Source organism: Lutibacter sp. (genome assembly GCF_040883305.1).
Classification (GTDB): Bacteria; Bacteroidota; Bacteroidia; order Flavobacteriales; family Flavobacteriaceae; genus Lutibacter.
On the sequence record NZ_JBFLKT010000396.1, the window covers coordinates 1 to 8,055 of the forward strand.

Below are 8,055 nucleotides of genomic sequence, written 5' to 3' on the forward strand. Positions count from 1 at the left end.
AAGAGAATCAAGTTACAAAAGAACTTGTAGTATCTGATACCCTAAAATGGTCTGAAAGAATGATACTTTCAGAAATAGAACGTTTTCCAAAAGCTTCTTTATTAGATTTTAGAGAAAAACCAAAATGGAGTTATACCAATGGGTTGGTTTTAAGTGCTGCGGCAAAAGTTTACGAGCAAACTAAAAATCAGAAAATTTATGATTACATCTATGATTATGCCGATGAAATGATTGATAGTGCTGGAGTTATAAAGACCTATAAATTATCAAACCAAAACTTGGACATGATAAAATCTGGTGATGTTTTGCTGTATTTGTATTCAAAAACAAAAGAAGAACGTTTCTTAAAAGCCATGGAAACTTTAAATAGTCAAATGGAAACACAGCCAAAAACATCAGATGGTGGCTATTGGCATAAAAAAGTATACCCATACCAAATGTGGTTAGACGGATTGTATATGGCTGAACCATTTCACACTAAATACGCTATAGATTTTATTGAAGATGAAAGCAAAGCTCAAAAAATTTTTGATGATGTGGTACTTCAGTTTGATTTAATTCAAAAGCATAGTAGGGATGAAAAATCAGGACTTCTTTTTCACGGTTGGGATGAAAGCAAAGAGCAAAAATGGGCAAATAAAGAAACAGGTAATTCTCAGCATTTTTGGTCACGTGGAATGGGTTGGTACGGAATGGCTATGGTAGATGTTTTAGATTTTTTACCAGAAAATCATCCAGGAAGAGAAAGAATTATCACCTATTTAAATCAGTATGCAGAAGCTGTTACTGCAGTGCAGCATGAGTCAGGTTTATGGTGGCAAGTTTTAGATCAAGGCAATAGAGAAGGAAACTATTTAGAAGCTACCGGTACTTCAATGTTTACTTATGCATTGGCAAAAGGTGTTAGAAAAGGTTATTTAGATAAAAAGTATTTAACTGTTGCAGAAAAAGGTTATAACGGACTTTTAGAGAATTTAATTTCTGTTGAAGAAAATGGTGTTGTAAATCTTAATAAATGTTGTGGTGTTGCCGGTTTAGGTGGTAATCCTTATAGAGATGGTTCTTTTGAATACTATATAAACGAAATTATTAGATCTAATGATCCAAAAGGTACTGGGCCTTTTATTATGGCTAGTCTGGAATTAAACAAATAATTAAGAATGAATAATTCTCCAATAAATACAGCTTTGTGTTCTTTTGGAATGAGCGGAGTGGTATTTCATGCGCCATTTATTTCTGTAAATCCAAAGTTTAATTTGTATGGGGTTTTGGAAAGAACAAAAAATCTGGCTCAACAGAACTATCCAACTATAAAAACATTTAGAACCTTAGACGATTTATTGGCTGATTCAGCTATAGAATTGGTAGTTGTTAACACACCAAGTGTTACTCATTTTGATTTTGCTAAGCGGGTAATTAATGCCGGAAAAAATTTAATTATAGAAAAACCATTTACCGCTACAACAGAGCAGGCTGAGGAGCTAATTCAATTAGCAAAAGAGAAAAAGGTACAACTTTCAGTGTATCAAAACCGTCGTTATGACAGCGATTTTAAAACAGTTAAAAAAGTTTTGGATGAAGGTTTGCTTGGAGATATTGTAGATGCAGAGATTCATTATGATCGTTTTGAACCAAGGCTAAGCTATAAAGTTCATAAAGAAACTCCAACTGCTGCAGTTGGAAGTTTATATGATCTAGGAGCACATCTTATTGATCAGGCATTGGTTTTTTTTGGAATGCCAAAAGCTGTTTTCGCAGATTTAGATATTTTTCGTCCAAATTCAAAAGTTGAAGATTATTTTGATGTAAAATTATTTTACCCATTTCATAAAGTTACTTTGAAGTCTAGTTATTTTGTACGTGAGATATTACCGGGAAATATTTTCCATGGTACTAAAGGTTCTTTTATAAAAACAAAAGCTGATGTTCAGGAAAAAGAGCTGATAGCTGGTAAGAAACCTGGTACTGTTAATTGGGGAATGGAGCCTGAAAGTGAAAAAGGATTGTTACATACAGAAAAGGAAGGAAAAATCATTAAAGAAAATATAACTTCTTTAAAAGGAGATTATATGGAATATTATGATGAAATGTATGAGGCAATTAGAAATGATAAACCAGTGCCTGTTTCTGGTAATGAAGGCAAAAATGTAATTAAAGTTATTGAGGCAGCAATTAAAAGTAATAAAGAAAAAAAGTGTATTCAATTATGAAAAAAAGATTTGTAGTATTATTTTTATTTAGTTTCGTTTGTATTATTGCACAGCAAAATGAAACTACTTCAAAAGTATGGATTGCAGACAATGGAGATGGAACGTATAAAAATCCAATTTTACATGCAGATTATTCGGATCCAGATGTTGTAAGAGTTGGAGATGATTACTTTATGACAGCTTCTAGTTTTAATGCTACTCCAGGATTACCAATTTTGCATTCAAAAGATATGGTAAACTGGAAATTAATAAACCACGCATTACAAGAACAGGTTCCGGTAGAAACATTTAAAGTTCCACAACACGGTAAGGGTGTTTGGGCGCCAAGTATAAGATATTATAATAATGAAATTTATATTTATTGGGGAGATCCGGACTTTGGAGTTTACATGGTAAAAACGAAAGATCCATTTGGGAAATGGGGTAGTCCTGTTTTAGTTATGGAAGGAAAAGGACTTATTGATCCTTCACCACTTTGGGATGATAATGGAGATGTTTATTTAGTACATGCATATGCAGGAAGTAGAGCTGGAGTTAAAAGTTTGCTAACAGTAAATAAAATGAACCCTGAAGGTACTAATGTAATAGATAGAGGAATTCATGTTTTTGATGGACATGGAAATCATGATACAGTAGAAGGTGCTAAATTTTATAAGCGAAATGGTTACTACTATATATTTGCTCCTGCCGGTGGTGTTGCTACTGGTTGGCAACTTGTATTAAGGTCTAAAAATATTTATGGGCCGTATGAGGAAAAAGTAGTTTTAGAGCAGGGCAGTACTAATATTAACGGTCCTCATCAAGGCGCTTGGGTTGATACTCCAAATGGAGAATCATGGTTTTATCATTTTCAAGATGTTGAAGCTGGTGGAAGAATTGTGCATTTACAACCGGTAATTTGGAAAAATGATTGGCCTGTAATGGGGCAGGATTTTGATGGAAATGGTATTGGAGAGCCTGTTATGTCTTATAAAAAACCTAATGTAGGAAAAACATACCCAATTGAAACACCTTTAGAAACAGATAATTTTAATGGTTTTAATATTGGTTTACAATGGCAGTGGAATGCAAATCCAAATGTTTTGTGGCATGCTAAATTACCAGGGAATAATTTTATAAGATTGTTTTCTATTAAATCTGTGGAAGATTCAGAAAATCTATGGTTGGTGCCAAACTTATTACTTCAAAAGTTTCCAGCACCTAATTTTACAGCATCCACTAAAATTACTTTATTTCCTGAAGAAGCTAAAAATGGAAAAACTGCAGGATTAATAATTATGGGAATGGATTATGCTACATTAAGCATATCTCATGATGAAAACGGATATTTTATTAAGCAAACAGAAGCTATTAATGCAATTAAAGGATCTAAAGAACAAATAAATGCTGAAAAGAGATTGAAAGCAAATTCAGCTTATTTTAAAGTCGAAGTATCTTCTCCAGATTATATGTGTCAATTTAGCTTTTCTGAAGTTGGTAAAGAATTCGAAAAAATAGGTAAACCTTTTAAAGCACAACCGGGAAAATGGATTGGGTCAAAAGTTGGCATATTTAGTGTTAGTACCCAAGTAGCAAAACGCGGCGGATATGCAGATATAGATTTTTTTAAAATTACTAAATAAGTAAATAAATGAATTATTTAAATAAAATAATAATAACATTGTTTGTGGCTTGTATTGCAAGTTTTAACGTTTATTCTCAAGTACATAATAAAAAGTGGGAAAGTATTACAAATTTGGAGGAAGGTGATTGGTTTGCTTCAAATGAAGCAAAAGAAATTGCTGAAAATGTATTGTTATATCAGAGAAATATTGGTGGATGGCCAAAAAATATTCAAATGCAAAACCCACTTAGTAATGAAGAAAAACAAAAATTAAAAGCACTTAAAAATTCTACAAAAGGTTGTACAACAGATAATGGTGCAACGTATCAGGAAATGGTTTTTCTGTCTAAAATGTACAGACAAGTGCCAGATGAACGGTTTAAAAAAGCATTCTTAGCAGGGTTAGATTATATTTTAGAAGCACAGTATAATAGTGGTGGATGGCCTCAATATTACCCTATTAGAAAAGGATATTATACACATATTACTTACAATGATGACTCTATGGTTAATATTTTGAAAGTACTTGAAGAAGTAAAAAATAAAACAGACTACTTTTCAATAAAACCAGATGAAGAAACTGTTAATAGAGTTAAAATTGCTTTTAATAAAGGAATTGATTGTATTATTAAAACGCAGTATCAACAAGATGGTGTTTTAACAAGTTGGTGTGCGCAGCACGATGAAAAAACGTTGTTGCCTGCCAAAGCAAGAGCTTATGAACTCCCTTCATTAAGTGGAAAAGAATCAGCTAAAATAGTTTTATTGTTAATGACAATTGAAAATCCTTCAGAGGAAGTTAAAACTGCTATTATTAGTGCAGTAAAATGGTTTGAAAAAGTTCAAATTAATGGACTTCGTGAAGAACGAATTTATAATGAGAAAGGAAAAGTTATTGATAAAAAAATGATTCCTGATCCAAATGCAAAACCTATTTGGGCGCGTTTCATGGAATTGGAAGATAATACTCCTTTTTTCTGTGACAGAGATGGTATTAAAAAAGCAACTTTGGCTGAAATTGGTGCAGAACGTAGAAATGGTTATGCATGGTACACGGATCAGCCGAAAGAGGTTTTTAAAAAATACAAGAAATGGAAAAAAAAATATTTAGTTACAACAGATAAAAAGGAAACAGTAAAAAAAAAACTAAATAATGAATATAACGTAGTTGTTACTAAAGATGGCAGTGGAGATTATTCGAGTATTCAGGATGCAATTAATAATTCTAAATCTTTTCCATATGAAAGAGTAATTATAAACATTAAAAATGGTGTTTATAATGAAAAAGTCCACGTGTACTCCTGGAATACAAAAGTTTCATTTATAGGTGAAAGTAAAGAAAATACTATAATAACTTATAATGATTATTTTGATAAAATTAATTTAGGTAGAAATAGTACGTTTCATACATCAACAGTTTTAGTTGAAGGGAATGATTTTATTGCAAAAAATTTAACAATAGAAAATACTGCCGGAGAAGTTGGACAAGCAGTTGCTTTAAGTGTAAATGCAACAAGAGCGTTTTTTGAAAACTGTGCTTTTTTAGGTTTTCAAGACACCCTTTATACATCGGGAGAAGGTTATAAGCAATATTTTAAAAATTGTTACATTGAAGGAAGTACCGATTTTATTTTTGGTGAAGCCACTGTATTGTTTGAAGAGTGCATTATACATAGTAAAGTAAATTCTTATATAACAGCCGCATCAACACCAAAAAATCAAAAGTTTGGTTACGTTTTTAAAAATTGTATGCTAACAGCTAATGAAAATGTTTCAGAAGTTTATTTAGGCCGACCTTGGCGAATTTATGCTAAAACTGTTTTTATAAACTGTACAATGGAAAAACATATAAAACCAGAAGGCTGGCATAATTGGGAAAAGACTGATGCTGAAGAAACTGCATTTTATGGAGAATATAAATCTATTGGAGATGGAGCAAATTCTGGAAAAAGAGTTTTATGGTCACACCAACTTAAAAAGCGACAAGCTAAAAAATATACAAAAAAAAATATTTTTGAATCATTCAATTCAGGTTTGAATAAGGAATGGTATTCAGGCATTAATTAATTTCAAAAAACTAATTATGAATTCAAAAAGCAATAACGAAATAACACGTAGAAAGTTTGTAAAAACGACAGGAGCTGCAGTTGCGGGCTCTATGATAATTTCCCCGGCTTTTAGTAATATTTTAAATAATTCTTCAGGAAAGAAAAAAGTAGCTCTGGTTGGAACCGGGAGTAGAGGGAACTCATTTTTTGGTAAATTTTTAAAAGAGGAATATGGTGATATAATAGAGTTTGTGGGGTTATGTGATATTAATAAAGGAAGGTTAGAGTTTTCTAAGAAAAATATAGGTGTTGATTGTCCAACATTTACAGATTTTGACGAGATGTTAAACACTGTTGATATAGATTTATTAATGGTTACAACTGTTGATGCTACACATCACGAATTTATAATAAAGGGACTAAATAAAAATATTGATGTAGTTACTGAAAAACCAATGACTACGGATGAACAAAAATGTCAGCAAATTCTTGATGCTCAAAGAAAATCAACGGGAAATTTAATAATGGCATTTAATTATCGATATGGTAAGGTTTTTACAAAATTGAAAGAAATTATTGAAACTAAAGAAATTGGGGATTTAATTTCGATTGATTTAAACTGGTATTTAAACACATTTCATGGAGCAGATTATTTTAGACGCTGGCACGGTATAAGAGATAAATCTGGAACATTATTATTACATAAATCTGCACATCATTTTGATTTGTTAAACTGGTTTATTGGCTCTGATCCGGTTGAGGTTTATGCAAATGGAGCATTAGAAAAGTATGGTAAAAACAATTCTTTTAGAGGAAAAAACTGTAGATCTTGTGAGCATACAAACAAATGTGAATTCTATTGGGATATAACCAAGAAAGAAAAATACATGGATTTGTATGTTGCGAATGAAAAGTATGATGGCTATTTAAGAGACAATTGTTTGTGGAGAGAAGAAATTGATATTTTTGATAAAATGTCGGTTTTAGTAAAATATGCAAATAATGTGGAGGTTACTTACTCTTTAACTACTTATTCTCCATTTGAAGGATTTAGAATCGCTTTTAATGGAAAAGATGGTAGATTAGAAACACATGAAGGTATTCCTTGGAGAAATACGGAAAATGAAGACCAGTCGAAACTTCATGAAAAGGAAATGGATAATAGTTCGCATACAAGAATTGAGCATAAGTTTCATGAAATAGTAACTCAACGTAATTTTAAAGATTATAAAAGAATTGAATTTCCATATGTGAGATCGGGTCATTGGGGTGGAGATAAATTAATGTTTGATGAAATTTTTAGAGGCGAAAACTTAAAACCATCACTTAACCATGCTGCTGATGTTAGAGATGGATCATTAGCCGTTTTAATTGGTATTGCTGCACGAAAAAGTATTGATACAGGTATGCCAATAAAAATTGCAGATCTAACAGATTTAGTTCCTAAAATTAATAAATGGGGATAAATTAAAAAAATAATAAATATGAGAATTAAATGGATTTTAATAATTTCAATACTGTTTTTAGTTTCTAGTTTTGCATCAGCGCAACAAATTACTATTTATACAATTGGAGATTCTACAATGGCAAATAAAACAAACCCGGAAGAAAACCCAGAAAGAGGTTGGGGGCAAATGCTGCCAGATTTTTTTACAACCAACGTTGTAATTGATAACAGGGCTGTTAATGGCAGAAGTACTAGAAGTTTTATTGCAGAAAAGCGCTGGGATTCAGTTTTAAAGACGTTAAAAAAAGACGATTATGTTTTTATTCAATTTGGACACAATGATCAAAAATTTAATGATTCAAAACGCTATACAAATCCGCATTCGGCTTATAGAAAAAATTTAATAAAATTTGTATTAGATACTAGAGAAAAGGGTGCAACACCAATATTATTTTCTTCAATAGTAAGACGGAATTTTAATGAATTTGGAACTTTGATGGATACGCACGGAATGTATCCAATGGAAACTCGTTTAGTAGCTCAAGAGTATGATGTAGAATTTATAGACCTTCAATATTTAACTGAGAAATTAGTGGAATCGTATGGAGTAGAAAACTCAAAAAAGTTGCATTTACATTTTGAAGCAGGAAAAAATTTATATTACAAAGAAGCAAAGCATGATGATACTCATTTGTCTAAATTAGGAGCAACAAAAGTTTCTAAATTAGTTATTGATGCATTAAAAAA

General features: G+C 31.4%; 6 protein-coding genes. All 6 read left to right on the forward strand.

Annotated elements, in window-relative coordinates; all coding sequences use genetic code 11:
• Positions 1-1,154 (forward strand): glycoside hydrolase family 105 protein (locus AB1Z17_RS12650; protein WP_368052146.1); only part of this gene is annotated, 1,154 nt, incomplete at its 5' end.
• 6 nt (positions 1,155-1,160) lie between these two features.
• Entirely contained in the window at positions 1,161-2,210 is a 1,050-nt protein-coding gene (locus AB1Z17_RS12655; protein ID WP_368052147.1) for a Gfo/Idh/MocA family oxidoreductase, read from the forward strand.
• Positions 2,207-3,832, forward strand: coding sequence for a glycoside hydrolase 43 family protein (locus tag AB1Z17_RS12660; RefSeq protein WP_368052148.1), 1,626 nt, complete (start codon positions 2,207-2,209; stop codon positions 3,830-3,832). Before AB1Z17_RS12655 ends, AB1Z17_RS12660 begins: the two co-directional genes overlap by 4 nt.
• Before the next feature lie 8 nt (positions 3,833-3,840).
• The gene (pelA, locus tag AB1Z17_RS12665) at positions 3,841-5,880 is read left to right on the forward strand and encodes a pectate lyase (protein WP_368052149.1); all 2,040 of its coding nucleotides are present in this window, start codon (positions 3,841-3,843) and stop codon (positions 5,878-5,880) included.
• A gap of 16 nt (positions 5,881-5,896) precedes the next feature.
• Entirely contained in the window at positions 5,897-7,327 is a 1,431-nt protein-coding gene (locus tag AB1Z17_RS12670) for a Gfo/Idh/MocA family oxidoreductase (protein WP_368052150.1), read from the forward strand.
• 18 nt (positions 7,328-7,345) lie between these two features.
• Positions 7,346-8,055 (forward strand): rhamnogalacturonan acetylesterase (locus tag AB1Z17_RS12675; protein ID WP_368052151.1); only part of this gene is annotated, 710 nt, incomplete at its 3' end.

What these genes read in the sequence shown, in the direction of transcription:
- AB1Z17_RS12655 (WP_368052147.1), top strand. Translation starts at nt 1,161, where the DNA reads ATGAATAATTCTCCAATAAATACAGCTTTGTGTTCTTTTGGAATGAGC.
- AB1Z17_RS12660 (WP_368052148.1), top strand. Translation starts at nt 2,207, where the DNA reads ATGAAAAAAAGATTTGTAGTATTATTTTTATTTAGTTTCGTTTGTATT.
- pelA (WP_368052149.1), top strand. Translation starts at nt 3,841, where the DNA reads ATGAATTATTTAAATAAAATAATAATAACATTGTTTGTGGCTTGTATT.
- AB1Z17_RS12670 (WP_368052150.1), top strand. Translation starts at nt 5,897, where the DNA reads ATGAATTCAAAAAGCAATAACGAAATAACACGTAGAAAGTTTGTAAAA.